A 23313-nucleotide genomic window follows, 5' to 3' on the forward strand; every position below is an offset into this window, starting at 1 on the left:
GCGATCAACCGGCTCACATGTGACGGTCACAGCGCGCGACGCCATCCGGGTCTCGCCGTCGAACGCCGCGCTCCTGGTCGCGATGCCGCAATCAGACCGCTTTCAGCATCACCCGCAATCCGTCGCGCGGCTTGGGGATCGGCCACACCTGCCAATTGGGCCGATAGCCCGGCGCAAATGACACCTCGATGTTCGACAGGAAGTGCCGCGCAAAGCACTTCACCTGCATGTAGGCGAAGTGCAGGCCGAGGCACATATGCGCGCCGCCGCCGAACGGGACCCAGGCAAAGCGGTGACGCCCGCGCTGCGCCTCGTCGGTGAAGCGCAGCGGGTCGAAGCGCTCGGGCTCGGGCCAGATCTCCGGCATATGGTGTGTGAACATCGGATTGACGCCGACGCCGGTCCCGGCCGGAATCGCATAGCCCTTGAAGGTGAAGTCCCGGATCGGCCGGCGCGGCAGCGACGGCACCGGCGGCATCAGCCGCAAGGTTTCCTGGAACGCCATCTCGGTCAGCTTCATCTTCTCCAGATGCTCCGAGGCCATCGGGTCGCCGGCGGTGAGGCCAAGGCTCGCGACCTCGTCGCGCAGCTTCTGCTGCCATTCCGGATGGGCGGCAAGCTGTGCGACGAACGACGTGATCGACGACGTCAGCGTGTCATGCGCCGCCATCATCAGAAAGCTCATATGGTCGACGATGTCCTGGGTCGACAGCAGCGCGCCGTGGTCGTCGGTGGCCCGGCAGAGATGCGAGAACAGATCGTCACCGTCGCCTTTCGCGCGGCGCAGCGGAATCTGCTCCGAGAAATAGGCGACGATGCGCTGGCGTCCCTTGACGCCGCGGGCCATCTGCGTGCCGGGCAGCGGCTTTCGGATCGGGGCCACGGACGCCGCGACCATGTCGACGAAAGCGCGGTTGATGGCATCGACCTCGGGCCCGATCTCGGTCCCCAGGAACGATGTCGCGGCGAGGTCGAGCGTGAGCTGCTTGATCGCGGGATAGAACAGCATCTCGCCGGGAGTTTGTTTCCACTGCGCGATGCGCGCTGCGATGCCGCGGTCGAGACCGGTGAGATAGGATTTCATCGGCCCGGCTTTGAATGCGACCGACAAGGCCTTGCGATGCATGCGGTGCTCTTCGAAATCGAGCAGCATCAGCCCGCGCGGGAACAGCAAATTGAGGATGTGGCCCCAGCCATGGGCCGACGAGAACAGCTTGGCCTGGTCGAACAGCACCAGCTCGTTGGCCTCGGGCCCGAGCAGCACCACGTTCACCTCGCCGAACATGTGGCTGCGATAGACCGGGCCGTACTTCCGGGCATTGCGCTCGACATGGCCCTTCGGGTCGGCGAGCACCTCGAAGGTCTTGCCGATGATCGGCCAGCCTTCGTCGCCGGGGATATGGGTCAGTGAGTTGCGCCGTGGCGCGGTCAGCCTGATCGGATCAGAGACCACATGCTGCATCGACATCGCGGGGTTTCCTCTCGTCTGCTGGCCGGCCGTCTGCCGTTTGGCGTTTCGGGTCTGACTTCGTCTTGGTCAGCGTCGCATGGCCGGACTCCCTGACCATCATTGATAGGCGGTTGCAGCCGCGATGCAATACGCTCCGGTGTCTCATGATCGGCTCGTCGTGCTGCATCGCAAACGACCGCGATCTCGCCGCGCGCCGTTGCGTCCGAGGGATGGAATATTCCGCCCTCCTTCAGACCGAGGGCACGGGGAATGCCGGGCGCTGGCCGCACCCATGGCCCGCCTGCCCGCGCACCGTTGAAGAGCGATCAACCTGTGATCGGCAGGCCAAAGCAGTGAGACTTCGCATTCTCAAGCATGGCTTGCTGGACGCGATTTGCCGTCGGGCCGGACGTTCGCCGTCAGCGTCCTGCTGTCGTCGCTCATAAGGATCAGGGGATCATCGTCGAAGCGAGAAGGCCTCGCCGCCACCTCAACCCGCCAGACCGTCCGAAGCGGACGCCAGGACCATTAGCCGGCCGACTTGTTGATCTTTTTCACCTTGGCATCGGTCGCTTCGATCGAGGCCGCCAGCTCCAGGATCGCCTTTGCCAGAAGGTCGGCGGCCTCCTTGGGATCCTGCGACCGTTCGGCGCGCAGCGCGTAGTTCTTGGCTGAGGAGAGTGACATTGGCGACCTTTCCACGGAAAAGCCCGCCGGGTCGAAACGGCGGGCTGCCTGACGCATCCATACGCGCGAGCGGTCCCCTGCAGGCCCTGCTCAAGTGGCCGCCAGTCTAGCTGGACCCGGTTAAGGAAATGCTCGTCCGTCCGATCGCCCCCGATGTCCGCCGGCTTGCTCATTGCAGCCGCCTCAGTGCCGCCTGCGTCTCAGAACTTGTAGGCGATGCCGACCGTTGCCGTATGCGTTCGCGTCGTGACATGCGCGGTGAAGCGGTCGTCGAAGCCGCCCCCGACGTTGAAGAACGGCTGGGTCCAGGTGCCGAAATCGGCGTAGCGGTAGTCGGCGCGCATCAGCCAGTGGCCACCGATCATGTGCTCGACGCCGCCGCCGACGGTCCAGCCGACCCGGGTGGAGGCGAAGCTGTCGTTGTGCGGATTGCCGAAGCAGAACGGGTTGCCGGGAACGACGGTGCAACTGGCGTTCAGCTCGACGCGCTGCTACGCCACGCCGGCACTGCCGTAGAGCATCGTTGAGGGTGCGACCAGATAGCCGAGCCGGGCTCGTACGCTGCCGTCCCACGTGTCCTTCACCGAGCCGGCGGGAAGGCCGACCAGCGGCGCGCCGAAGAACAGCCCGGCTGTTCCCGGGTGGGGATTCGCCGCCTTCTTATTGTCGGCCCACCCCAAGTCACCCTCGATGCCTGCGACCCACGACGATGCGAACTGCCAGTTGACGCCGAGATAGCCGCCGATCCTGGCGGCCACACTGTCCATGCTCCCGCGCGTGCCTGGTTGGCACGAACACGCCGGGGAAACTCGGGGAGATGTCGCTGGTTCGCCAGTCGTTGTCCGCCCAGCGGGCGCCGACCGATACGCCGGCGTAGATGCCGGTCCAGTTCGGTGCGGCCATGACAGGTGGTGCCTTGACGGGCAGATCGGCTGCCATTGCGGAGCCCGCGAGCCCGGCGCCGATCAGCGCCGCTGCCATCTTCACCGCTACAGATTTGCCAATGTCCTGCCCCAGCCCGCGACGTCCCTTCAAGACGATCGCCGTCACCATCGATGGTTGTCGTCAGCGCCGTAACCGCTTCATCGGGCGGTTGGCCAAAAAGCTCGCCATGTTGCCGGGAGTCCACATTGATCATGCCCGTCGGGTGGGCGCTTCGGGCGAAGTCAACCTCGTCGTGCCGACCTCGCTCCGTAAATCTACGGACCCGAATCTTTACCTCGCAGCCATCGCTGTCATCTAGCACGGCCAGACCGGGACGTCTGGCCAACAGGCAACGAGGGCAAGAGCATGAGCAATCAGTTGCTGGTGATCGAGGATGCCGAAGTTCATCTCTCGATCCTTCGCAAGATCGCTGTCCAATGCGGCTACGAGGCGACGTGTGTCACCTCGGTGGACGCCGCCGCCGAACTGCTGCGCAGCCGGACGTTCGACTGCATCACCCTGGACCTGTCGCTCGGCGATCGCTGCGGCGCCGACATCCTGCTGCTGCTCAACGAGCTGAAATCGCGCACCCCCGTGATCTTCATCAGCGGCGCCGAGGACGGCACGCGCGAGGAGCATGTGCGGCTTGCGACCGTGCTCGGGCTGGTCGTCTACCCGCAATTCCAGAAGCCGGTCGACCTGCCGGCGTTGCGCGAGACGCTGAAACAGATCGCGACCATCGCCGATTGCGAGAAGCTGGTCGCGGCGGTGAGGTAGACGCAGCGCCTGACGCCCCGACACAGCTGACGGCGCTTCGAGCCGGATCGTGAGGCGATGCGCTCAGCCCGTCGCCTTGGTGGCAGCCGTCGATATCTCGTCGAGACTGCGGACGGCCTGCTTCACCTGCTCGAAAATGAAATCAAGAACCAGCCGTGTGCGCGGCGCAAGATGCCGTCGCGACGGATAGACCAGGTTGAGCGAGATGTCCGGGGCCGGAAAATCGCTGAGTACCTGAACCAGCGCGCCATTCTGCAGATCGTCGAGGACTTCGACCAGCGAGAGGAACGCGATGCCATACCCGGTTCGCGCTGCTTCGTGCACCGTGCGGCTGTCGTTGGAGAGGAGACCTCCCGACACGCGCACATCGACCGGACCATCAGGGGTGATGAAGCTCCAGACGTCCGGATCTACGCCGGCATCGAGGACGATGCAAAGGTGATCTGTCAGTTCGGCCGGCGTGGCAGGCCCGCCGTGCGTCCTGATGTAGCTCGGTGCAGCGACTGCAACGCGGGCGGCAGCGGCGCCTGCACGGCGGACGACGAGCGAGGCGTCCTTGACGTCCCCCAGCCGCACGGCCAGATCGAGCCGGTTCTCGATCATTTCGTCGAACCTATCCGTCACCACCAGTTCGACCCGCAGTCGGGGATGGTCAGCGAGCAGGACCGGAAGGCGCTGGGTGAGGAAACGGCTCACGGTTGCCGTCGCGCCCACCCGGACGAGCCCGATGGGTGATGCACGGTGCCGCCCGAGGGCCGACTTGATATCCTCCGCGCTATCCAGAAGCGGTCGGGCCATCCCCAGCAGCATCTCGCCGTCATCGGTGAGGCTGAGCTTGCGGGTCGTGCGGTGAAACAGCCGGACTCCGAAGTAGTCCTCCAACTGCGCGATCTGCCGGGTGACGGCAGCGTTGCTCATCTGCCGTTCGCGGGCCACGGCCGAGAATGAGCCGGCCTCCACCACCCGCACCAGCACATCCAGCGTACGCAGAAGGTCCATCGATTTCCTCGAAAAACGCAAAAGACCTGGAACAGGAATGCGGATTATTCCGCTGGCGTCAACAAGCTAGGGTCTCCGCGGTCCTTATGGAGAGCTGCGATGAACGTCAGAACGCTTGCTACCGCCTCTTTCGCCCTGTTGGCTTCGACACTTGGCGCGTCCGCGCAATGTGTGGATTGCGCGATGTACCCGGATCGGGACCATCTGAACGGAGGTGAAATCACCCCTGCCGGCAAGATGGGACTCCAGCGGGCCTATGGCGCCGTACTGATCTCCAATGGTCCCAGCGAGGCCATTGCCGGGGTGCCCGATCAGGATCAGCGAGCCTCCGGCACGAACGGAAAACACGCATCGCATCGGCACCATCCATCGCGATAGTGCAAGCACATCCGGAGCGGAGCTTGCGCAACGCGGCTGCTCCTGGATGCGTGTCGTCCCGCCTCGATCTCTGCAACATGGTCGGCGATGGGGGGCTTCTACCGAGCAGGCGTCAGGAGCTGTTCGCGGCAGTCCCCCTTCGACGGTCGTTGGACGGACGTAAGTGATATGGCCTTTTTCGTTTCGCGCAGCCTGCGCCTGGCCTTCGCCGTGTCGGCCGCCGTCGTGGCGGGAGGCGAATGTGCGATCTCCGGTGTCGTGGCGAGTCCAACCGCCGCGTCCAACGCAATGCTTGGACCCGACTGGGAATGCTGGCGGTTGATCTGGCTGACGAGCTGTACGCACGTGATCAGGTCGCATCCGTCCAGCGGATCACGGCGTCCGGCCGTTGCGGAGATCGGCACGACCGCGGCAGCGGATCGCGTCGGGGTGCGATCCGCGCGGCGTCAGGACTCTCTGGTGAGATGAATCGGAACGTCACGCCCGGCGCGGGCGAGGATTGCCGCGGCCGCGCAACTCGCCCAGCGCCTCAGCTCCTCCGCTTCGCGGCCTCCTGCAGATCCGGCGCGTTGACGGCAGGAATCGCAATGCGTCCCGGTCCGGTCTGCGACAACGCCGCGGCGGCCTTTTCATTGTCCATAATCTTGGCCATCACCGCCTGACCCGCGCGCTCGAAGATGGCGCGGTTCTCGATGACGAATTTCTGCGAGCGGCGCAGGCCGTCGATATAGCCGTTGATCTCCGGCACGACGTAGCGCGCGACCATGTCCCAGCTGCGGCGGGTGTTCTCCGGATTGGCCCAGTCATGCACGAAGCCGATGATGGCGCCGACGCCACCGGATACCTGCATCAGAGTCTTGATCGTCTTGACGAGATCGTCCGGGGTGCCGATCGTCGACGCCGCGCCTTCGACGAAGGCGGTCTTGTCGACGGCTTCATCGGGTGACGAGAACGGCTTCAGGCCCGGCCGCATCAAGGTGCCGACGGTATATTCGTTGTGCCAGCGCATCAGGCCGGGGCCGGCCTCGCGGCGCGCCTGCTCGCGCGTCTCGGCGATGTGCCAGGACAGCAGCACGCGCCAATCGGCGCGGCTCACCGTGGTGCCGTGCTTGCGTGCGGCGTCCTCGGCGAACTCCCATTGCTGCGGCAGCGCCATCAGTCCTTGCGTCGACATCGAGCCGAGCGAGATGATGCCGATGCCGTATTTGCCTGCGAGCGTCATGCCGGACGGCGAGATCTGCGAGGCCACCACGAACGGCATCTCCTCCTGCAAGGGCAGGATCTGCAGCGCGGCGTCGTTCATCGTGAACCAGTCGCTCTTCGCGGTCACGCGCTCGCCGTTGAACAGGCGGCGGATGATGCCGATCGCCTCGTCCTGGCGGTCGCGCTGCGTCATCGGATCGATGCCCAGCGTATGCGCATCGGAGGCGAGCGCGCCGGGACCTGAGCCGAAGATGGCGCGGCCGCCGGTCATGTGGTCGAGCTGCACCATGCGCTGCGCGACGTTGTAGGGATGATGGTAGGGCAGTGAGATGACGCCGGTGCCGAGCTTGATGCGCTTGGTACGCTCACCGGCGGCGGCGAGAAACATCTCGGGCGACGCGATCATTTCCCAGCCCGACGAATGGTGCTCGCCGCACCAGAACTCGTCATAGCCGAGCTCGTCCAGCTGCGCGACAAGATCGAGGTCGCGGCGGAATTGCAGCATCGGATGCTCGCCGATCGGATGATGCGGGGCGAGGAACGCACCGAATTTGAGCCGCGCCATGTGTTCTCTCCCGAATGGAATGTCGTTGTTGGTTGCTCATCAGGCTAATTGGCCCGTCGTGCGCAGGCAATGGTGCTCAGATGAGAGCGGTGCATGCCTGCCATTTGTTGTTTACTGATCGTCGATCGCTGCGCACACTTCGGAGCGAGGTCGCGATTCGCAGAGAATAGAGACTGACCACGGCCCTCTCGCAGTCAACGGCTCAAAAGCAGTTGCGTGATCGTCGTTGCTCACCCTCGCCGCGATTTCGGCGCAGCATTGTTCGCGTTTCGGTGATTGTTGTGTGAAGCGCCGCGTCCGCGTGGCATTTTGATCGCAGCAAGACCGAAATTCGCAATCAAATTGCTGACGTCCGCGCTTGCGCGGGCTTTTTCTTTTGCACTGCAGCAACCATCTGGGTGATGGTGGCGTTGATCCGCGCTGACGTGAACTGCCGACTTGAAGACGTGACTGCCAAGGAGCTGCCGTTGTCCCTCGCTGAAAATGTTGAGTATTTGCGACGGCTGCGTGAGCTGAACGGCATCACAGGATTTGCCGATTTTCATCGCCAGCCGCGGCCTGTGCCGGAATGTCCGCTGGTCGAGATTGAGAGCTTCGGCAGCAATCCCGGTCGGCTGAAGATGTTCGCTCATGTGCCGGCGCAGCGCCAGCCGCTGCTGCCGCTTGTCGTCGTGCTGCATGGCTGCGGGCAGGGCGCGTTCGATTATGACCTCGGCGCTGGTTGGTCGACGCTGGCAAAGCATTTCGGCTTCGCGCTGCTGATGCCGGAGCAGCAGCGCATCAACAATCCGCAGCGCTGCTTCAACTGGTTTCAGTCGGAAGACATCACTCGCGGCCATGGCGAAGTCGCCTCGATCCGCGAGATGATCGCGCGCATGGTGGCCGATTGCGCGATCGATCCGCGCCGCATCTTCATCACCGGCCTCTCGGCTGGTGGCGCGATGACCATGGCGCTGCTATCGGCGCATCCGGAATTATTTGCGGCCGGCGCGGTCATCGCTGGGCTGCCGTTCGGCACCGCGCGCAGCATGCGCGACGCCATTCTGCAGATGCGCATGCCGCCGGCGCGTCCCGCCGGCGAACTCGGCGACCTCGTGCGCCGCGCCTCCCACCATCGCGGCAAATGGCCGAAACTCTCGGTGTGGCACGGCACCGCGGACTACACCGTGCATCCGGACAATGCCGGTGAGATCGTCAAGCAGTGGCTCGATCTGCATCATCTGCCGCTGGCGCCGATGGCCGCTGGACGCGTCAATGGCTATCCGCATGAGCAGTGGTGGAATGCCGATGGCGAGACCGTGGTGGAATCCTTCACCATCACCAACATGTCGCATGGCACGCCGATCGGCGTCGCGGCCAACGACAAGCGCTATGGCAAGGCCGGGCCATTCCTGCTCGAGGCCGGCATCTCCTCGTCCTATCTGATTGCGAAATTCTTCGGCGTCACCGACTGGATCCGCCAGCCGAAGCCCGCGGTCACGTCGCCGAGCACAAAGCTCATCCCGGAGGTCTCGCCGATCTCGGTGCTGCCGGCCGTGACCAAGCTGCTGCGCCGCTCGGCAGACATGCCTTCAGGCGAGCCTGAGGCCAAGGCAGCCGCGGAGACGGTGCGCGAAAATCCATCCAGGACATCGAAGCCGGCGCAGTCGCGGCCGGCGCGGGCCAAGCCGGCGCGCTCGGCGATCAAGCCGGCAACGCCGAAGGCCGAGCCACAATCCTCTCCGCAGGCGTCCGCCGAGATCAAGGCTGTCAGCGTAACGGCGCCCGGAAGCCCGGCCGACGTGAAGCCGCTCGGCGCTACGACCGTCGTCGCAACGCCCGCCGTTGCCAAGGCGGTCGACATGACGCCGGCCGACGCGGTGCCTGCGATCAACGCCGGGCCTGCGATCTCCGCCGCCGCGACACCGCCCGTCCCGAAGCGCCGCCGCGTGATCGATGTCGCGGCCGTGATTGAGCGTGCGTTGCAGGCGGCGGGATTGAAGTAACACCAGGCCACGGATCAGTCGCGGTTAGCCGAAAAGCTGGCCGCGACCTCTATTTCAGATCTCCGTTCGTGGGAGGCAGACGACCCGACCCTGAGCTGCCGTCATTCAGCCAAGCGTCAGGCCATCCCCGTCAGGAACGGGTTGGTCATCCGCTCCTGGCCGAAGCTCGAGCCGGCGCCATGGCCGCAGATGAATCCGACATCGTCGCCGAGCGGCAGCAGCTTGTCCTTGATCGAGCTGATCAGCGTCTCATGACTGCCGCCGGGCAGATCAGTCCGGCCGACAGAGCCGTTGAATAAGACGTCCCCGACATGAGCAAAGCGCATGGCCTTGTTGAAGAACACGACGCTGCCCGGCGAATGTCCGGGGCAATGCAGGATGTCGAAGACGAGCTCGCCGATCTCGACGGTGTCGCCTTCCTCCAGCCAGCGGTCCGGCGTGACGTCGCGCACCCCCGTGATCCCGAAACGGGCGCCGCTGGCGACGACATTGTCGAGCAAGAACTTGTCGGCGATATGCGGGCCCTCGATCGGCACCTTCAGTGCGTCGCGCAGATCGGCGGCGCCGCCGACATGATCGATATGGCCATGCGTCAGCCAGATCTTCTCGACGGTGACCTTGGCCTGCGCGATCGCCGCCTGGATGTTCGGCACGTCACCGCCGGGATCGATCACGATCGCCTTCTTGGTCGTCTCGCACCACAGGATGGTGCAGTTCTGCTCGAATGGCGTGACCGGCACGATCATCGCGCCGGCCTTCGCCTTGCCCTGGTTTGCTTCGCTCATGGCGCCCAGCATGCCGATTTTTTGCAATGCGCCAAGCGAAAAACGTCGGCTCGCGACGGCTTGAGCCGCGCGTCGGGATGCCGACACGGCAGCTTGTGAACCCGCCGCCGGTTCCGGCGTTGGGCCGCAAGGTCAAGAGCAGAAAGCGGTCGAAATGGCGGAGCAGGGCGCGTGGTGGTGCGAGGGGATCTTCTACCAGATCTATCCGCGCTCGTTTCAGGACAGTGACGGCGACGGGGTCGGCGACCTCGCTGCCGCGGCCGCGTCTTCGTGAATATCAGGCTGTAGGCGAGCTCGATGCGGCGATCGTACAGCTGCATGCTCTTGTCCTGCCCGAACGCCGCGAACACCGCCTCGCGCTGCGGCTTGGTGAGACGTCCGAAATCGAGCTCGTCGTGATTGCGGGAATAGGCCCCGTTGCGCCACCTGAGGCGGTGGCCGCTTGATAAGCGAAAGGGCGGCGCAGGGGTCCGGTTCCGCGCCGATGGCGCGCTTGGGCTGCGGCCAGAATCGGCTATCCTTGATCCATGGAGTCGTCAGCCGCCCGGATCAGCCTCGTTCCCATCGACCGCCGCCAATCGGAGACGGCGCTCGCCATCGCGCGCGGCACGTCGCGTCTGTTGCGATCGCTGGGCTTTGCCACGATCAGCGAATTGCCTCTGCCTTCGGGACGCCGCGCCGATCTGGTGGCGCTCAACGAGCGCGGCGAGATCTGGATCGTCGAGATCAAATCGTCACTCGACGATCTACGCGCCGACCACAAATGGGAGGATTATCGCGCCCATTGCGACCGACTGTTCTTCGCCTTCACGCAGGACCTGCCCTGCGAGCTGTTTCCGAAAAGCACCGGGCTGATCGTGGCGGACGCTTATGGCGCCCATCTGCAGTGCGAGGCGCCCGAGCACAAACTGCCGGCGCCGACGCGCAAACTGATGACTGTCCGCTTCGCGCTCGCCGCGGCGCATCGGATGAACCGGTTGATCGACCCGCAGGGCCACGCGGAGGCTTAGTCCATCCGGGGGCTTATGGTTCGAGACGCGCGGCAAGCTGCGTTCCTCTTACCATGCGACGCAAGGCCGTACGACAGCATCCGGCGGAATCGATAAGCCGGAGATCGCCGTCAGAAATGGGCGGCGAGCAGATCGTACGAGCCCCGGCTGCCACGGACATAGACCTTGGCGGCGGCGGCACAGATGCGATCGCGGTGGGAATCGAACGCGGTCAGAAAGCCCGACTCGTCCGGACGGGTGTCGGGCTGAAGGCGTCGCAGCGCGCCTTCATCGACGAAGAACGAGGCTTCCATCGCGCTGTCATAGCCCCAGAAGCGTACGGCCCGCCGTGTGCGGTCGTAGGAGCGGCTGTGGTTTGGGAACTCAATCATGTGTGTGACCAATCAGGTTCGGATGGCGCCGCGGAGAGGCCGGACGTCATCCAGGGGGCGTCGCACGGCAGTGGTCGCCGGCGACAAAGGGGTTGCGCATCTCAATCGAACGCGGACGGCAGCGAGCCGTGGCGGAAGAAGACCTTGGGCTCATCGTCGTAGTCGCCCATGTCGGGATCGCCCGACGATGAGAAGGCGACGACGCCTGCCTTGCTCGACACCAGTCGTTCCGCGGTCCGGAGCGCGCTTGCTTCCGTCTTGCAGGCGATCGGCGTCTCGGCCTTGGCGCGTCCGCCCCGGCCGGTACTGAAGGCCTGGACGACATAGATCGTTTCGCGCGCCATGGTCTGTCCTTTGAACTATCGAGAACGATCGACCGCATCGTCAGTGAATTGCGTGCGGCGTTGCGTGGGCGCCGTCCAGGTCGATGCGCGGCAGAAATGCGTTAGCGCTTCTTCTTGTCGCCAGAGAAATCCGGCTGCCAGCCTCCGGTCTTCTGGCTCGGCGCTGCGGCGATGGACTTGGGCTTCTCCTTTTTGGGCTTCTTGGCTTCGCGATTGCCTTTTTGCTGACCTTTGGCCATGTCGGTCTCCTCGGCTCGGGGTGGAACTGGTTCAACGTGTCGGACGAGGGCGCCGCGTCGATGCTGCAGGCGCGGCGTCGCTGATCATCGGCCGGGTGGCCGCCGTTCCACCGGTTGCCGACAGGCGCGCGGTGGTCTGTTCTACGAATGCAGTACGGCAGCCGCGAGCACGAGCAGCAGAAGCGGAACAATGACGGGCGGACGATCCAGTCGCTCAGACGAAATCGCGACATAGGACACCCTTCGCATGTTGCGGCGGGAGTGCGCGCGACCCTCGGTCACCGGTGAATGCCGTCGAAATTACGGTGATTGCTCACCGTACACCCGGGCCGATGTAATAGCGAGGACCAAAGCGCCGCAAGCCGAGTACGACCTCCGGCCTGCTGCTCACGCCTTCGTGGCCGATGAGAAAGCGGTGGCTATTGGGCGCGGCAAGGCGCATGCTTCCCGAGGCTTCGGGGTTACCACGACGGGGCCTCTGAAAGGCAGGCGCAGATGAGCATCCGCTCGCAGCGCGAATTCGTCACCTTCAACCATCCATTCCGCATCAGGACCATCGAGCGTCTCCTGCCTGAGGGCACCTATGAGGTGGTCACGGACGATGAGATGATCGAGGGACTGTCCTTTGCGGCCTACCGTCGGGTGGCCACGATGATCATCGTTCCGGCCGCACACAGCGCCGCCATGGAGATGCTGTCGATCAGCTCGGCGGATCTTGCCGCTGCGCAGCGTGTCGATGCGAGTGCATCGGATGTCTGACGAGCCGCTCGATCTCGACCGTCATCGCGGCATGAGTGAGCAGAAGGCGGTGGACCTGCGCCGTGCGCTCGCGGAGGCGGAAAGTCATGCGCAGGAGTTGCGCCAGCGGCAGGCCGCGCTCGAAGGGCATCTGCTGGCGAATGCAGCGGCGTCCTGGCCGGAAGCGGCGGCAAAGGCACGCTATCTCCTCAACATCTACGCCGCGAGCCTTTCGGAACACGATACGAGACATCGCGAGCTGATCGCCTCCGTTCTCGCCGATTTTTCCCGGCTGAGCGGAGAGGACTGACCGCAACGGCGTCATGTTGCCTGTCCGGCCATCCGCGGCCGGCTGCCGGCCCGCGCCGAAGGTGTTGCAGGAGGATGGTACCGTCAGGGCCTCTGAAAGATTCCTGGCGGATCGATCCGGGACTATTACAGCGTTGCGACAGAGGTGATTGAACGCCGGCTCGGGCCATTTTCCCGGTTCTGCCCGACAATTGCCCTGCATGGGGCGCAACATGTCGCCACCTTATTAAGGCTTGACCGGTATTCAGACCCGGGGGTTCAGACAGGACGGCAGATGCGAAGGGTGGTCTTGGCGCTGGCACTGCTCTTCGCGACCAACGTTCGCGCGGAGGAAGTCGCGTTTTATGTCCTCGGCGTGGGCTCCGACTCCTGCGAGCGGTTCATCGCGGCCGCCGAGGAACAGCCGCCCGGCACCTACAAGGCGATCGGCAATGCCGACGGGCCCTATGTCAACAGCATTTCGAAATATCAGCAATGGATGATGGGCTACATCTCGGCCGTCAACGCCGCGCGCGGCGATGAAGGCATGCAGATCAAGCTCGATCTCACCGAGGTCGACAGCTGGATGCGCAATTGGTGCAGCCGCAACCAGCGGCGCACGGTCTTTCATGCGCTGCAGGCGTTCGTGAAGTCGCATTGATCCGTCCCGCGAACGGACGATGGTGCGATCAAGGATCGGGCCTTGCGCTGTTGGCAGTAAGAGCAGGATTTCGCGGTTGCGCGCCGATCGGAATGAGCGCGCGACGGGTCTGTCTCATCCGGATCCTCATCTCGGGACATGAGCCTCTGCGGCAGCCGGAGACGGCTACTCGCCAGCAAAGCTCACGCGCCAGCGTAAGAGGTCTTCAGCGCTGGCGCCGACCCCACCGCACACGATGACGACGATACGTCCGGCGCTTTGCAACACAGTCCTCGACTGTGTCAGCGCGGCGAGCGAAGCGCCGCATGCTGGCTCTACGACCACGCGGTGGTCGTCCATCAGCCGTAGACAGGCTTCGACCGCTTCGGCATCCGAGACGACGACGGATTCAATCCGATGGGACTGCGCCACCTCCAGCGCCCGGTGACAGACCGTCTTGGCTCCGAGCGACGTCGCGATGCTGTCTATCCTCGCGAGTGTGATCGGCTGACCGGCCGCAACCGCCTGAGCAAAAGAGTCGGCGCCGCGTGTTTCGACCGCGACGATCGGAACATCGCCCCAGCCGTTGCGATCCAGCCCTTCGGCGACACCGCAGAGGAGGCCACCTCCACCAACCGAGAGGACGATGGTATCTGGTTTCTCGCCTTCGGCGCGCAGTTCATCGACGAGGGTTGCGTGACCCGTCCAGAGCAGCGGATCGTCGAAAGGATGGATGAAGGCATCGGTTTGAGAGAGCATCGAGAGCGCGCATTCGTTCGCCTCGGTCCAGGACGAGCCGTGGACGACGATCTCCGCCCTTTCGAGCCCGATCATCGTCTTGGCGCGCTCGGACGTCGTGCTCGGTACGACCACGACGACCGGTATTCCAAGTTTGCGGCCGGCATGGGCGACCGCCAAGCCCGCATTGCCTCCGGAGGAGGACACGAAGCGGCGCGCGCCCCGGTTTCGGTGCACCATGCAGGCGTGGCCAACTCCGCGCGCCTTGAACGAGCCGGTGGGTTGGACGGCTTCCATCTTCAGATGGATGTCCTTGCCCAGGTTTACGGAAAGGCTGAGGGCCTGTACCAGCGGCGTTTGCCGATGAATCATCATGATACGCTTATGTCCATAGACTGCGGAGGGTACGTTGCTCGGTGGATCTCCACCGTCTCTTGTTGCGATCCGCCCGCCCTCTGCTCGGTGCGTGCTCAAGCTCAGGTCACTGCTCGATCAGCTGTCGGGCGTAGCGACGACTGCGCAGACGTTGCCTGGCCGCACTCGCCCCGGCTGTCGGCGGGCGAAGACGATACCGTCGGCATTGTAGGTGAGTACAACTGGCGGCTTGCGCGGATCGGTCAGGAAATGGATGCGTCCGGCGGTTTCACCGGCGCAGACGGGCTCACCGGGATGGTGCAGACCCTCAAAGACGCCATCCTCTCCGGCGATGACGTAGGATTGCGGCCCCAGTACCCGATGAAGGGTGCGCGACTCCGGTCGGGGGAGATCCAGTCCGGAATCGAACACGCCCCAATGCTGCAGAACGTTGAAAACGCCTCGGCGGCAAAGCGCGAGAGCATCACGATCGACCGTCCCGCGGCCTGCCATTTCCGTGCTGACGCAAGTCAGTCCAGCCGCAACAGCGGAAGCGACGCAGGTCCTCGTGTCGCCAAGGTTATCGAGCTGCACGTTGATGGACGCGCCAAAGGCAAGGACGGAGTCGAGATTGCGCTGCTGTTGCAAAGGGTCCTGCGCCGGTTGAACGAGGGCGCTTGGCACAATGTCGAGCGAGCTCCCGCCGGAATGCAGACTGAGGAAGGCGTCGGCGCGTGAGAGCAGCTCGTCGCTGAAGAAGGCGGCGATCTGCTGGGTGATCGACCCAGCGTGATCGCCAGGAAAAACACGATTGAGATTCAGCCCATCATCCGGCGAAGTTCGCTTGCCTGCCGTCGATGCCGGGATGTTGACGGAGGGAACAAGAATCAAGCGACCCTGAACCTGGGAGGGGGCGAGCGAGCGTATCAGCTCTCCAACAATAATCTGCCCCTCGTACTCGTCGCCGTGATTGCCGGCCTCGACGATGACCGTTGGTCCGGTGCCGTTGGCGACCACGGCGAGCGGAATGCGGACCGTGCCCCATGCATCATGGTCAGGTGACTGAGGAATATAGAGGAAGCCGACACTGCGCCCCGGTTCGTCGAGATCGACGTCAGAGAAATAGGTTTTGCAGTTCCCGTTCGATGCCGGGACGTGGGGTATGCTGCGGTCACGCAGCGGCATAGGAGCCGACGTCCCAGAGATGGACCTATGCGCATTCAGCATCCGATCGTCCTCTATTTTTGTGACGAAGCAACAATCGAATGGACGCTGAATTTCGACAAATACTATGTTCGGATATCGATCCATGCTGAATGGGTATATCAGTGGAGCTAAGACAGCTGCGCTTCTTTCTGTGTGTTGCGGACCATCGGAGTGTGGCCGCAGCGGCTCGGGTCCTGAACATCGCCCAGCCGGCTTTGTCACGTCAGATTTCGACGATGGAAGCCGAGATGGGGGCAAGGCTGTTCAATCGTCTGTCGCGTGGCGTCAGTCTGACCCGCTTCGGCCGCGAGCTGGAAGTTCGGGCGCGCGTGTTGATCGCACAGGCCGATCAGATGAGATCCGAAGTGGCGCAGGCATTTGCTGGCACGATCGGGCGGCTCAGAATTGGTGTCATCCCCGGCTACGGTTGGCTGCCGGGAATCACTGGGGCAGTGTCGGGTCTTGCCTCGAACCAGCGTGAGATAAGATTTGAGTTCGTCTCGTGCCTTTCCGGGGAACAGCTCGACCTGATCAAGTGCGGTCGGCTGGATGCCGGGTGCCTCGCGTGGCGTTCGCCGCAGGACCCCTCCCTGCGCGGTATTGTGATCCACACCGAAAAAATGGCGATTGCCATCCCCCGCAAATCCTCACTCGCGTCCAGTCGCGACCTTCGCCTGCGAGACTTCTCCGGGCAGACGTTTCTGACTTTTCCACGAGACAGATCGCCAGCGCATTACGATTCGTTGATGCGGAAATTCGCGCAGGCCGGCATCGAGCCGGCCGAAAGCGCCGCGACTGCGTCCGATAGCGCCACACTGCTTGGACTGGTCGCTGCCGGACTGGGCTTCGCTATCGTACCAGAAACCTTTGCGCGATATCATCAGAGCGAAATTGTGCTGCGCAAGGTTCCCGAACTCGATATTCCGTTCGAGCTTCAGTTGGTTTGGAGCGCCGATAATCGCGATCCACTATTGTTGGAGCTCGTCCGAGCATTCGAGCATCCATTGCCACCCGATGATCATTGATCGGGGGGCTGCGCGGAAGCGGTTGAGACGAGAGCGCGACATCATCTGCCCCCTGTTCTGCGTGCGCTCCGCATCCCTCTTCGGCGACGCTCCGAATAGGCACCGATATTCGATTATTGATCAACCCGTCATGCGGCAGATGCCGCCGGTGCGTGTTGCTTGCGCGCGGTGTTGGATGGATGCAGCGCGGGTGAAGGGAAGAGGCCTGTCGGCAGCTCGATGGCGAGCCGTCGGGGTATAGATCTACGGCGCGGTTTCCGCTGCGCCGCAGTCGGAGAGCCAGACGGAGGGCTTATTTCGGCGCGCGCTTGGCGAGGATGCGCTGCAGGGTCCGGCGGTGCATGTTGAGCCGGCGCGCCGTTTCCGAGACGTTGCGGTTGCACATCTCGTAGATGCGCTGGATGTGTTCCCAGCGCACGCGGTCGGCCGACATCGGGTTCTGCGGCAGTTCGGACTTCTCGCTGGTGGTCGCCAGCAGCGCGGCCACGACGTCGTCGGCATCGGCCGGCTTGGCGAGATAGTCCACGGCGCCCATTTTCACCGCGGTGACGGCGGTTGCGATGTTGCCATAGCCGGTCAGCACGATGGCGCGGGCGTCGGGGCGCTTGCGCTTCAGCGCCGAGACCACGTCGAGGCCGTTGCCATCGCCCAGTCGGAGGTCGACGACCGCGAAGGCAGGGGCGGCCTTGCCAATCTGCGAAATGCCCTCGGCCACGCTATCGCAGGACGTGACGGTAAAGCCGCGGCTCTCCATGGCGCGCGACAGCCGCTCCAGGAACGGCTTGTCGTCCTCGACGATCAGAAGAGAGCGGTCCGGGTGGTTCGTCAGTTCGGCGATGGCGCCCACGGTCATATTCCTCGAGAAGGCTCGATGTTGCGAGACGATCTGTTCCAGCATCATATGGTTTGCCGGGCAGGCGCTGCCAAGATCGCGCCTTGCCGCAGTCTGCGGCGTGACGCCGCGCATCGTGATGTTCTGTATGCCAGCCGCGATGCATCGGTTTGGCGCGGACGGCGCTATTCCGGCTCCGTCTGATCGCCGTCCTCGCTGGCCTCGAAGCGCCGGCGGGGCCATACGATCTGGACCACGGCGCCATGGTCCGGGAAGGTGCGATTGGTAAACGAGACCTTTGCGCCGGTGCGCTCCAGCAGGGTGCGGGCGATGAAGACGCCGAGACCCAGGCCGCCGGCCTGGTTGCCCCCTTGGGCGTCCTCTGTGCTGCGCCGACGGGACAGATAGGGCTCGCCGATTCGCTTGAGGATGTCTGGCGCGAAGCCGGGGCCGTCGTCCGAGATCACGAGCTCGACCGTCTCGTTGTTCCACCAGGCGTTGACCTCGACGGAATCGCGCGCGAAGTCGACGGCATTTTCCAGGATATTGCCAACGCCATAGAGGATCGCCGGGTTGCGGGTGCCGACCGGCTCCCTGGTCGCAGTCACCGCGACGCGAACCTTGATGTCCACGCCGAAATCGCGGTGCGGCGCCACCGTCTCCTCGATCAGGGTCGACAGCTTCATGCGGTCGAACATCGATCCCGTGGATGACAGCTGCGTGATCTTGCCGAGAATGTCACGGCAACGCTGGGCTTGCTCGCGCAGCGTCTTGATGTCCGAGGTCACCTGGCTGTTGTCCTGCAGCGCCCGCTCCAGCTCGCGCGAGATCAGCACGATGGTGGCGAGCGGCGTGCCGAGCTCATGCGCGGCGGCCGCCGCGAGCCCGTCCAGCTGGGTAAGATGCTGCTCGCGCGCCAGCACCAGCTCGGTGGCGGCGAGCGCGTTCGACAGCTTGCGCGCCTCTTCGGTGACCTGGAACGCGTACAGGCTGGTGACGCCGATCGCGAGCGCGATCGAGAGCCAGACGCCGAACAGGTAGATCGGCGGGAAGATCAGCGGCTCCTCGCCCTCCCAGGGCAGCGGCAGATGCATGAAGAACAGGGCGGTGGCGCAGGCGACCGCGAGCAGGCCGAGCGTGATCGTCAAGCGTACGGGCAGGGCGGTCGCCGAGATCAGCACCGGTGCCAGGAACATGTAGGAGAACGGGTTCTCCAGCCCGCCGGTCAGATAGAGCAGCACCGTCAGCTCGATGATGTTGAGCGCGAGCAGGCCGCCGGCATGCGCCGGCTCCAATAGCTGCATCGGGTTGAAGGCGATCTGCAGGCCGAGATTGAGCAGCGCGGACACGCTGATCACCGCGAGGCAGGGCACCACCGGCAGGTCAAATTCCAGCCCCTGTACGACGATGAAGATCGCGCTCAGCTGCCCAAGGGCCGCCAGCCAGCGCAGCCGCAGAATGGTGTCGAGCCGGACGCGCTGCCGCGGATGGCGATAGTCGGTGTCGGGCGTGTCGATGATCAGCGTGTCGGTCATGGTGGGAACTTAATGCCGCGCATGTGCGGCGACAAATCGGACCGGCCGTTGGTGGCCTGTTGCGGTTTGCGGCACAATGCCTCAATGAACTCCCGACATGACGCAAGATGACGCAGCATTGCCTCCAGCCTCGGCTTCTGGTCCCGCTTCGCCAGCGATCGCCGTGGCGCGGCTAACCAAGATCTACAAGACCGCGACGGCGGTCGACGGCATCTCCTTTGCGATCCGCCGCGGCAGCATCACCGGATTGCTGGGCGGCAACGGCGCCGGCAAGACCACCACGATCGCGATGATCATGGGGCTGGTGCAGCCGACCTCGGGGCAGGTCGAGGTGCTCGGTCACAGCATGCCGGAGGAGAGCGCGGCCGTGCTGGGGCGGATGAATTTCGAGAGCCCCTATGTCGACATGCCGATGCGGCTTACGGTGCGCCAGAACCTCACCATCTTCGGCCGGCTCTACGCGGTCGATCATCTGAAGGAACGCATCGCCGAGCTTGCGTCGCAGCTCGACCTGACCGACTTCATCGATCGGGCCAGCGGCAAGCTGTCCGCGGGGCAAAAGACCCGCGTGGCCTTGGCCAAGGCGCTGATCAACGACCCCGAGCTGCTGCTGCTGGACGAGCCGACGGCCTCGCTCGACCCCGACACTGCGGATTGGGTCCGGGGCCATCTCGAGCGCTACCGTCAGCGCCGTGGCGCCACCATCCTGCTCGCGTCGCACAACATGCTCGAGGTCGAGCGTCTCTGCGATCGCGTCATCATCATGAAGCGCGGCCGCATCGAGGACGACGACAGCCCGGCCGGGATCATGGTGCGCTACAACCGCTCGACGCTCGAGGAGGTCTTCCTCGACGTCGCCCGCGGCCGCGACCGGGAGGCGGCGCAATGAACGACCTCTCCTTACACATTGCCCCGCATCGCATCGGCGCAATGGTCCTGCGCTATTGGTATCTCCTGCTGTCGTCCTGGCCGCGGCTCCTGGAGCTGATGTACTGGCCGACCCTGCAGATCATCACCTGGGGCTTCCTGCAGACCTATATCGCCAGCAATGCCGGGTTCTTCGCCAGGGCCGGCGGCACGCTGATCGGCGCCGTGATCCTGTGGGACATCCTGTTCCGCGGCCAACTCGGCTTCTCGATCTCCTTCCTCGAGGAGATGTGGGCGCGCAACATCGGCAATCTGATGATGAGCCCGCTGACCCCGGTCGAATTCCTGCTGGCGCTGATGACCATGAGCCTGATCCGGCTCGCCATCGGCATCATCCCGATGACCCTGATCGCGGTCTGGTTCTTCGATTTCAACTTCTACAGCCTCGGCCTGCCGCTAATCGCGTTCTTCTGCAACCTGATCTTCACCTCTTGGGCGGTCGGCATCTTCGTGTCGGGCCTGGTGCTGCGCAACGGGCTCGGCGCCGAGAGCATCGTCTGGACCCTGATGTTTGCGCTGATGCCGCTGACCTGCGTGTATTATCCGGTGCAAGTGCTGCCGCATTGGCTGCAGTGGGTCGCCTGGTCGCTCCCGCCGACCTACGTGTTCGAAGGCATGCGCGCGCTGCTCTCCGATCACGTCTTCCGCTCCGACCTGATGCTGACCGCGCTCGGGCTCAATGCCGCCCTGCTATTGGCGTCGTTTGCGGCATTCATTGCCCTTTTGCGCAGCGCGCGCCGTGCCGGCTCGCTGCTGTCATCCGGTGAATAATTTGCTTTTTCCCGTGGATTTTCGGGCTCATTTCGCTGCTTTGAGGCGCCAACTCGTACAACACCGCATTGACGCTTAATTACGCATTCGGCAGTATGCTGCGTTGCAGAGAGGGTTGAACGAGAATGCCGATAGGTGAGTTTGGCGGTGCGCCGCCCCTGGCGTCGGAAGGCAGTCCTGTCCTGACGACGCCGATGTACTGGATGTACGAAATGGCGCATGCCTCGCTCAATCCGGCGCGCGCTGTCACGGATGCCGCCAAGATCCTGTTTCAGAATCCGCTCAATCCCTGGGCGCATACCGAGATGGGCAAGTCGATCGCCGCGGCCTGCGAACTGTTCGAACGCACCACGCGCCGCTACGGCAAGCCCGAATGGGGCCTCGACGAGACCGAGGTGAATGGCATCAGGACCCCGGTCGAGGTCAGGTCCATCTGGGAAAAGCCGTTCTGTCGTCTGCTCTATTTCGACCGCAAGCTGACCCGCCCGCTGCGCGAGCCGCAGCCGCGGCTCCTGATCGTGGCGCCGATGTCCGGCCATTACGCGACCCTGCTGCGTGGCACGGTGGAGGCGTTCCTGCCGACCCATGAGGTCTATATTACCGACTGGGCGGATGCGCGGATGGTGCCGCTGGCCGAAGGCCGCTTCGATCTCGACGATTACATCGATTACGTCATCGAGATGCTGCGCTTCCTCGGCACCAACATGCACGTGATGGCGGTATGCCAGCCGGCGGTGCCGGTGCTGGCGGCGGTGTCCGTCATGGAGGCCGAGCGTGATCCGTTCGCGCCGATCTCGATGACCTTGATGGGCGGGCCGATCGATACGCGGCGCAATCCAACGGCGGTGAACAATCTCGCACAGGAGCGCGGCATCGACTGGTTCCGCAACCACGTTATCACCAAAGTGCCGTTCCCGCATCCCGGCGTGATGCGTGACGTCTATCCGGGCTTCCTGCAGCTGAACGGGTTCATCAGCATGAACCTCGACCGCCATGTCGACGCTCACAAGGCGCTGTTCGCCAACCTCGTGAAGGGTGACGGCGACCAGGTCGACAAGCATCGCGATTTCTACGACGAGTACCTCGCCGTCATGGATCTGGCTGCGGAATATTATTTGCAGACAGTGGAGACGGTGTTCATCCGCCACGCGCTGCCGAAGGGCGAGATGACGCATCGTGGCGTGCTCGTCGACCCGTCGAAGGTGACGCGCGTCGCGCTGATGACGGTGGAAGGAGAGAAGGACGACATCTCCGGTCTCGGCCAGACCGAAGCGACGCATGGTTTGTGCTCGTCGATCCCTGATCATCGTCGGGTTCACTACGTGCAGCCGGGTGTCGGACATTACGGCGTGTTCAATGGCTCGCGATTCAAGTCGGAGATCGTGCCCCGCATCAACGATTTCATGCTGTCGGCAGCCGATCCGAAGTCGCTGCTCGCCATTGCGGCTGAATAAGCGACAACAACGTTCACCGCGCATCCGAATCCGGCTGCGCGGTAACTCCTTGAAGAGATGTCGGAAACCTGATTTCCAGACTGACTCAAGCAGTGAATGTGGCGTCGCTGCTTGAGCGACGCTCTTGAATCTGAATTCATCTCATGCGCGGCGCGCGAGCCCCAACGGCTAGGGGGCGGAACCGGCGGGCCCCCTGTATGTTGGGCAAATGATTTGTTTTTGCGCCGACCGATTTCCCTGGCGGTGGATATGGCAAAATCCGGGCGAGTTCTTCCCTCCCGGACTGACAGAAATGGCCACTCGCGCGCTACTCTATCGGCGGCCCGCCGAACCTTCGCGTCTTCTCGTCAAGCATGGCTCGCAAATCTACTCGATTAGATTGCGGCGTCACCGTCGTGCGCGACGTTATACCCTGAGAATTCATCCGTCGGATCGCGAAGCGATCCTGACGATGCCGCCGCGTGGCACCATTGTCGAAGCGAAAGACTTCGCGCAACGACACGGTGCGTGGATCGCGGCGCGTCTCGGTCGTCTGCCCAAGGCGGCGCCGTTCCTGCCGGGCACGCTGGTGCCGCTGCGCGGCGTGCCACACAAGATCGTTCACCGCGCGGGCGAGCGCGGCACGGTCTGGACCGAGACCCGCGACAGCGGTGAGAAGATCCTGTGTGTGGCCGGTGCGATCGAGCACACCGAGCGCCGTGTGCTCGACTTCCTCAAGCGCGAGGCCCGCCGCGACCTGCAGAAGGCGGCTGACGCCTATGCCGAACAGCTCGGCGTCAAGGTGAAGCGGCTGTCGATCCGCGACCAGTCGAGCCGCTGGGGAAGCTGCACCTCGGCCGGCTCGCTGTCATTCTCCTGGCGCCTGATCCTGGCGCCGGCCTTCGTGCTCGACTACCTCGCCGCCCACGAGGTCGCGCATCTCGTGGAGATGAACCACTCGCCGCGGTTCTGGAAGGTCTGTGGCAAGATCTGCTCCTCGGTCGACCGTGCGAAGAAGTGGCTCGACACCTGCGGTAATGATCTGCACCGTTACGGCGTCGACGATTGACGCCAACGGTTCTGCGAATTGCCGATTGATCATTGTGAAT

The 23313-nt window shown here is 64.0% G+C and carries 27 protein-coding genes and 1 pseudogene; 13 read left to right on the forward strand and 15 right to left on the reverse strand.

Annotated elements, in window-relative coordinates; all coding sequences use genetic code 11:
• Positions 1-91: 91 nt before the first annotated feature.
• The 4 genes from ACVIJ6_RS12170 to ACVIJ6_RS12185 all read right to left on the reverse strand — a co-directional run bounded on the left by ACVIJ6_RS12170 (position 92) and on the right by ACVIJ6_RS12185 (position 2904).
• Positions 92-1468 (reverse strand): cytochrome P450, encoded by a 1377-nt coding sequence (locus ACVIJ6_RS12170; RefSeq protein WP_456772910.1) that lies wholly within the window; start codon positions 1466-1468, stop codon positions 92-94.
• A 510-nt stretch (positions 1469-1978) separates the two neighbouring features.
• The gene (locus ACVIJ6_RS12175) at positions 1979-2137 is read right to left on the reverse strand and encodes a hypothetical protein (RefSeq protein WP_011923716.1); all 159 of its coding nucleotides are present in this window, start codon (positions 2135-2137) and stop codon (positions 1979-1981) included.
• 200 nt (positions 2138-2337) lie between these two features.
• Complete coding sequence (locus ACVIJ6_RS12180) at positions 2338-2502, reverse strand: hypothetical protein (RefSeq protein ID WP_456772911.1); 165 nt, start codon at positions 2500-2502, stop codon at positions 2338-2340.
• A gap of 126 nt (positions 2503-2628) precedes the next feature.
• The gene (locus ACVIJ6_RS12185) at positions 2629-2904 is read right to left on the reverse strand and encodes an outer membrane protein (protein ID WP_456772912.1); all 276 of its coding nucleotides are present in this window, start codon (positions 2902-2904) and stop codon (positions 2629-2631) included.
• A gap of 110 nt (positions 2905-3014) precedes the next feature.
• Here ACVIJ6_RS12185 and ACVIJ6_RS12190 point away from each other — a divergent pair, with 110 nt between their 5' ends.
• Together ACVIJ6_RS12190 and ACVIJ6_RS12195 are read left to right on the forward strand one after the other, a co-directional pair.
• The gene (locus ACVIJ6_RS12190; RefSeq protein ID WP_456772913.1) at positions 3015-3380 is read left to right on the forward strand and encodes a hypothetical protein; all 366 of its coding nucleotides are present in this window, start codon (positions 3015-3017) and stop codon (positions 3378-3380) included.
• A gap of 47 nt (positions 3381-3427) precedes the next feature.
• Positions 3428-3838, forward strand: coding sequence for a response regulator (locus ACVIJ6_RS12195; protein WP_012047410.1), 411 nt, complete (start codon positions 3428-3430; stop codon positions 3836-3838).
• Between the two features lie 63 nt (positions 3839-3901).
• Here the strand turns inward: ACVIJ6_RS12195 and ACVIJ6_RS12200 are convergent, their stop codons facing one another.
• Positions 3902-4837: a LysR substrate-binding domain-containing protein gene (locus ACVIJ6_RS12200; RefSeq protein ID WP_456772914.1), complete on the reverse strand. Its 936-nt coding sequence runs from the start codon at positions 4835-4837 to the stop codon at positions 3902-3904.
• Positions 4838-4936: 99 nt separating this feature from the next.
• On the opposite strand from ACVIJ6_RS12200, the gene ACVIJ6_RS12205 reads away from it, so the two are divergent.
• The gene (locus ACVIJ6_RS12205) at positions 4937-5215 is read left to right on the forward strand and encodes a hypothetical protein (protein WP_456772915.1); all 279 of its coding nucleotides are present in this window, start codon (positions 4937-4939) and stop codon (positions 5213-5215) included.
• A 529-nt stretch (positions 5216-5744) separates the two neighbouring features.
• Here ACVIJ6_RS12205 and ACVIJ6_RS12210 read toward each other — a convergent pair.
• Positions 5745-6983, reverse strand: coding sequence for an LLM class flavin-dependent oxidoreductase (locus tag ACVIJ6_RS12210; RefSeq protein ID WP_456772916.1), 1239 nt, complete (start codon positions 6981-6983; stop codon positions 5745-5747).
• A 467-nt stretch (positions 6984-7450) separates the two neighbouring features.
• Here ACVIJ6_RS12210 and ACVIJ6_RS12215 point away from each other — a divergent pair, with 467 nt between their 5' ends.
• Entirely contained in the window at positions 7451-8968 is a 1518-nt protein-coding gene (locus ACVIJ6_RS12215) for an extracellular catalytic domain type 1 short-chain-length polyhydroxyalkanoate depolymerase (RefSeq protein WP_456772917.1), read from the forward strand.
• 116 nt (positions 8969-9084) lie between these two features.
• On the opposite strand, the gene ACVIJ6_RS12220 is transcribed toward ACVIJ6_RS12215, so the two are convergent.
• Positions 9085-9753, reverse strand: a complete 669-nt coding sequence (locus ACVIJ6_RS12220) for an MBL fold metallo-hydrolase (protein ID WP_456772918.1) — start codon at positions 9751-9753, stop codon at positions 9085-9087.
• Between the two features lie 269 nt (positions 9754-10022).
• A pseudogene (locus ACVIJ6_RS12225) lies at positions 10023-10221 on the reverse strand (trehalose synthase); the annotation flags it as partial.
• A 59-nt stretch (positions 10222-10280) separates the two neighbouring features.
• Between ACVIJ6_RS12225 and ACVIJ6_RS12230 the strand changes: the two are divergent.
• Positions 10281-10763, forward strand: coding sequence for an MmcB family DNA repair protein (locus ACVIJ6_RS12230; RefSeq protein ID WP_456772919.1), 483 nt, complete (start codon positions 10281-10283; stop codon positions 10761-10763).
• Between the two features lie 110 nt (positions 10764-10873).
• Here ACVIJ6_RS12230 and ACVIJ6_RS12235 read toward each other — a convergent pair whose 3' ends face one another.
• The 3 genes from ACVIJ6_RS12235 to ACVIJ6_RS12245 form a co-directional block, all read right to left on the reverse strand.
• Positions 10874-11134 (reverse strand): DUF1488 domain-containing protein, encoded by a 261-nt coding sequence (locus ACVIJ6_RS12235; RefSeq protein WP_456772920.1) that lies wholly within the window; start codon positions 11132-11134, stop codon positions 10874-10876.
• A 101-nt stretch (positions 11135-11235) separates the two neighbouring features.
• Positions 11236-11478 (reverse strand): hypothetical protein, encoded by a 243-nt coding sequence (locus ACVIJ6_RS12240; RefSeq protein ID WP_456772921.1) that lies wholly within the window; start codon positions 11476-11478, stop codon positions 11236-11238.
• A gap of 101 nt (positions 11479-11579) precedes the next feature.
• Entirely contained in the window at positions 11580-11717 is a 138-nt protein-coding gene (locus ACVIJ6_RS12245; protein WP_456772922.1) for a hypothetical protein, read from the reverse strand.
• Between the two features lie 495 nt (positions 11718-12212).
• Between ACVIJ6_RS12245 and ACVIJ6_RS12250 the strand changes: the two genes are divergently transcribed.
• The 3 genes from ACVIJ6_RS12250 to ACVIJ6_RS12260 all read left to right on the forward strand — a co-directional run bounded on the left by ACVIJ6_RS12250 (position 12213) and on the right by ACVIJ6_RS12260 (position 13404).
• Complete coding sequence (locus tag ACVIJ6_RS12250; protein WP_456772923.1) at positions 12213-12476, forward strand: hypothetical protein; 264 nt, start codon at positions 12213-12215, stop codon at positions 12474-12476.
• On the forward strand, positions 12469-12765 hold the full coding sequence (locus tag ACVIJ6_RS12255; protein ID WP_456772924.1) for a hypothetical protein: 297 nt from the start codon (positions 12469-12471) through the stop codon (positions 12763-12765). Before ACVIJ6_RS12250 ends, ACVIJ6_RS12255 begins: the two co-directional genes overlap by 8 nt.
• A gap of 273 nt (positions 12766-13038) precedes the next feature.
• Positions 13039-13404: a hypothetical protein gene (locus tag ACVIJ6_RS12260; protein ID WP_041751126.1), complete on the forward strand. Its 366-nt coding sequence runs from the start codon at positions 13039-13041 to the stop codon at positions 13402-13404.
• A 165-nt stretch (positions 13405-13569) separates the two neighbouring features.
• On the opposite strand, the gene ACVIJ6_RS12265 is transcribed toward ACVIJ6_RS12260, so the two are convergent.
• Together ACVIJ6_RS12265 and ACVIJ6_RS12270 are read right to left on the reverse strand one after the other, a co-directional pair.
• Positions 13570-14496 (reverse strand): pyridoxal-phosphate dependent enzyme, encoded by a 927-nt coding sequence (locus ACVIJ6_RS12265; RefSeq protein ID WP_456772925.1) that lies wholly within the window; start codon positions 14494-14496, stop codon positions 13570-13572.
• Between the two features lie 117 nt (positions 14497-14613).
• Positions 14614-15660 (reverse strand): succinylglutamate desuccinylase/aspartoacylase family protein, encoded by a 1047-nt coding sequence (locus ACVIJ6_RS12270; protein WP_456772926.1) that lies wholly within the window; start codon positions 15658-15660, stop codon positions 14614-14616.
• Between the two features lie 131 nt (positions 15661-15791).
• Here ACVIJ6_RS12270 and ACVIJ6_RS12275 point away from each other — a divergent pair, with 131 nt between their 5' ends.
• Positions 15792-16706: a LysR family transcriptional regulator gene (locus ACVIJ6_RS12275; protein ID WP_456772927.1), complete on the forward strand. Its 915-nt coding sequence runs from the start codon at positions 15792-15794 to the stop codon at positions 16704-16706.
• A 292-nt stretch (positions 16707-16998) separates the two neighbouring features.
• On the opposite strand, the gene ACVIJ6_RS12280 is transcribed toward ACVIJ6_RS12275, so the two are convergent.
• Both ACVIJ6_RS12280 and ACVIJ6_RS12285 read right to left on the reverse strand, forming a co-directional pair.
• Positions 16999-17553 carry an ActR/PrrA/RegA family redox response regulator transcription factor gene (locus ACVIJ6_RS12280; protein WP_041751765.1) on the reverse strand — a complete coding sequence of 185 codons (555 nt, stop codon included), beginning with the start codon at positions 17551-17553 and terminating at the stop codon, positions 16999-17001.
• A 170-nt stretch (positions 17554-17723) separates the two neighbouring features.
• Entirely contained in the window at positions 17724-19073 is a 1350-nt protein-coding gene (locus ACVIJ6_RS12285; protein ID WP_456772928.1) for an ActS/PrrB/RegB family redox-sensitive histidine kinase, read from the reverse strand.
• Between the two features lie 97 nt (positions 19074-19170).
• On the opposite strand from ACVIJ6_RS12285, the gene ACVIJ6_RS12290 reads away from it, so the two are divergent.
• The 4 genes from ACVIJ6_RS12290 (at position 19171) to ACVIJ6_RS12305 (ending at position 23273) form a co-directional block, all read left to right on the forward strand.
• The gene (locus ACVIJ6_RS12290) at positions 19171-19962 is read left to right on the forward strand and encodes an ABC transporter ATP-binding protein (protein WP_456772929.1); all 792 of its coding nucleotides are present in this window, start codon (positions 19171-19173) and stop codon (positions 19960-19962) included.
• Entirely contained in the window at positions 19959-20771 is an 813-nt protein-coding gene (locus ACVIJ6_RS12295) for an ABC transporter permease (protein WP_456772930.1), read from the forward strand. Before ACVIJ6_RS12290 ends, ACVIJ6_RS12295 begins: the two co-directional genes overlap by 4 nt.
• Before the next feature lie 125 nt (positions 20772-20896).
• The gene (locus ACVIJ6_RS12300) at positions 20897-22225 is read left to right on the forward strand and encodes a polyhydroxyalkanoate depolymerase (protein WP_456772931.1); all 1329 of its coding nucleotides are present in this window, start codon (positions 20897-20899) and stop codon (positions 22223-22225) included.
• 208 nt (positions 22226-22433) lie between these two features.
• Entirely contained in the window at positions 22434-23273 is an 840-nt protein-coding gene (locus ACVIJ6_RS12305) for a M48 family metallopeptidase (protein WP_456772932.1), read from the forward strand.
• The last annotated feature ends 40 nt before the right edge of the window (positions 23274-23313 follow it).

Source organism: Bradyrhizobium sp. USDA 4369 (assembly GCF_054056435.1).